1 protein-coding gene is annotated in these 2653 nt (G+C 68.6%); it reads left to right on the forward strand.

The genetic code is table 11. The features are described from left to right. Window positions 1–498 precede the first annotated feature (498 nt). A complete protein-coding gene (locus tag ACLFKU_RS42995; protein WP_410853291.1) occupies window positions 499–2616 on the forward strand; it encodes a hypothetical protein in 2118 nt (705 codons plus the stop codon). Window positions 2617–2653 lie beyond the last annotated feature (37 nt).

A 2653-nucleotide genomic window follows, 5' to 3' on the forward strand; every position in this document is an offset into this window, starting at 1 on the left:
CCGTCACCGATACCGCCAGGCCGACCATCAGCACGATCCACAGCGTCGCCATGCCGTGCTGGCGCGCCGGGCCGGGGGAGCGAGGGGGGCGGGCGGGAGTACGCCGGGCAGCGTGGTGCATCGCGGGCGTCCTGGTCATGCGGCGGGCGAGACGGTGAGATTGGGCAGGCACACGGAGAACAGCACATCGTCGCTGGCCTGGCGGAGGATGACGCGCTGGCCGGTGCGCTCGACAGTCTCCTGCTGCTGGTAGGGCAGGCAGGCGTCTGGCACGGCGATGAAGCGATAGCCTTCGCCGCCGGCCGCGCCGCGAAGGGTCAGCGCACCGACTTCGCGTTCGGCGCCGCTGAAAGCGCTGCCGTCTTTCTGGACCGGGTCGAAGAACGCCGCTTCCGCAGCGACGGGCTGCCACTCGGTGTCCGCCCAGGTTGCCGCCGCAGAGCTGCCGCAGGGCTTCGGCGGTAGCCGGTAGAGGCCGCAGCGTGGCGCGGTGTTGAAGTGGTACGTCGCTACCTGCTGGCGGTTGATCCGGCGACGATGGCCGGTTGGGCCAACGCCAGCGGCGGACTGGCCATGCCCGCCACCCTCAGCGGCATGGGGACGATCGGCATCCCCGATGGCAACGCGCAGATCACCGCACTGACGGGCGCCAGCGGCAACTACCAGATCGCGGCGACCATCACCGCGCTGTCCGGCCGCGGCTCGACCACGACCAGCGCCACGGTGGAGGTGCTGTACGACGTGACGCCCGGTGGCGGTGGCACGCCCACCTCGCCCCTGTGCGCCACGATTCCTGCGGCACCGATGGTGTTCAACGGCGACCTCAACATCACCGGCGGCTCGCTGGGCGTGACCAATCCAGCCGGCTTCGAGAACATCGCCGTGGCCGGCAGCATCAACCTCTCCGGCGCCAGCCAGGCCAGCATCTCCGGCTGTGCCAAGGGCGATGTCACCCTCAGCGGCGGCGGCATCCTCAGTGGCGGCCACGTGCATTCGCAGGGCACCATCCGCATCAACCAGATGGGCAACCCGAGCAACACCACGCTGTGGGGACGCAACGTGACCATCGGCAGCGGCGTCAGTGGCGGCAACTACACGGCGATCCGGGCCGGTGCCTATGCCGCCAACGTCTACAACGGCGGCACCCTGATCGGCACCACCGAGATCGGCGGCACGCTGATCGCGTCGACAGTAAGCGGAGGCCTGCCGTGGAGCGTGGGAACCGTGATGCCGGCCACCAGCGGCCGCATCGTGGTGACGCTCACCAGTGGCGATACCTGGCTGCTGGATCTGTCGGCACTGACTGCCGATGCCGGCAGCGGCGCGGTCACCGGTGCGGCCTCGGCCCAGCATCTCTCCGGTGCCTCGACCGAGCCCCTGCCGGATCAACTCACGTTCCGCTCGACCGGCATCGCCGGCGGCACCATCAATCTGGCGACGTTGACCATCGAACAGCTGTGGGGCCACTACCTGTCGATCAGCGGCTGGGGCGGACGCTACAACGCGATACTCGCCAATGGCGATGTGGACATCGTGACCGGCACCATCGGCACGCTGGTCGGCGGCCGCGATGTCACGGCCACCCAGGCAGGGCTGTACTGGAACTTCCCGTCGGTGGGCAACGGCAGCATCGCCGGGGACCTGAAATGGGGCAGCAGTCGGCAGACCGTGCCCCAGACCAACCAGGCCATGCCGGGCCTGCGCACCCGGCAGAGCGGCACCACGCCCGGGCTGCCGGGTATTCCGTTCTGCGATACGCGTGTCGATGCGATCGATGTGAGCACCTACCGCGACGGGGCCAACTACCTCTTCGAATGGCTGGACGGCGCTCCGCACCTGACCATCCGCAACGTGCGCAACAAGGCCAGGCAATCGATGGACGGCGTCTACAACCTGGCGACCCAGGACGTGCGCCGGCTGCCCGCCAATGGGGCGCAGTTCCTGACCTGCAACTGGAACCAGGCCGACAACGGTGCCGCGCACTGCTTCCGCGACAAGACTGCTTCAAACGCCTGGACGATCACCGGGTTGACCCACCTGCCCCGCGGCGTGTTCTGGTTCGACAACGCCCTGAAGATCGATGGCACCCAGCTGCGCGATGACGATGGCAACCGCGATCTGCTCACCACGCTGATCGCCAAGGGCTACGTAACGCTGACGCAGTCCGGCCATGACAGGTTGATCGCGCCGAACTTCTCCACCCCGGCGCGCGTCTGCGATGGCGATTACTACCCGGCCAACCTGTGCGACAAGACCGGCTCCTCCTCCCGGTTCGTCGAGTGGAAGGACGCCGCCGACAAACCGCACCGTGGCCTGCCGATCGGCAACGTCGCGCTGGTCACCGAAAGCGGCGCGCAGCTGTCCGGCTGGGAAATACACGGCAATGTGATCCTCGGTTCAACCCTCGCGACCGCCGCGCAGACCACCGTGGTGCACGGCAGCCTGACCGTGGGCACCAACGCGCCGGGGAGTGCGACCACCATCCAGCAGGGGGGTGCGCAGGTGGTGGTGCCGCAGGACAGCGACAACCACTACAACCCGGGCATCTGCGAAGCGCCGTCCGTCACGCCGGGTGGCCCCGCCGCGGCGACAGTGCGCTGGAGCCGGTACCGCTGAAGCAGATGCCGCAGACGAAGAAGGCGACCCGAGGGTC

Source organism: Paraburkholderia sp. EG304 (assembly GCF_046543485.1).
Classification (GTDB): Bacteria; Pseudomonadota; Gammaproteobacteria; order Burkholderiales; family Burkholderiaceae; genus Paraburkholderia; species Paraburkholderia youngii.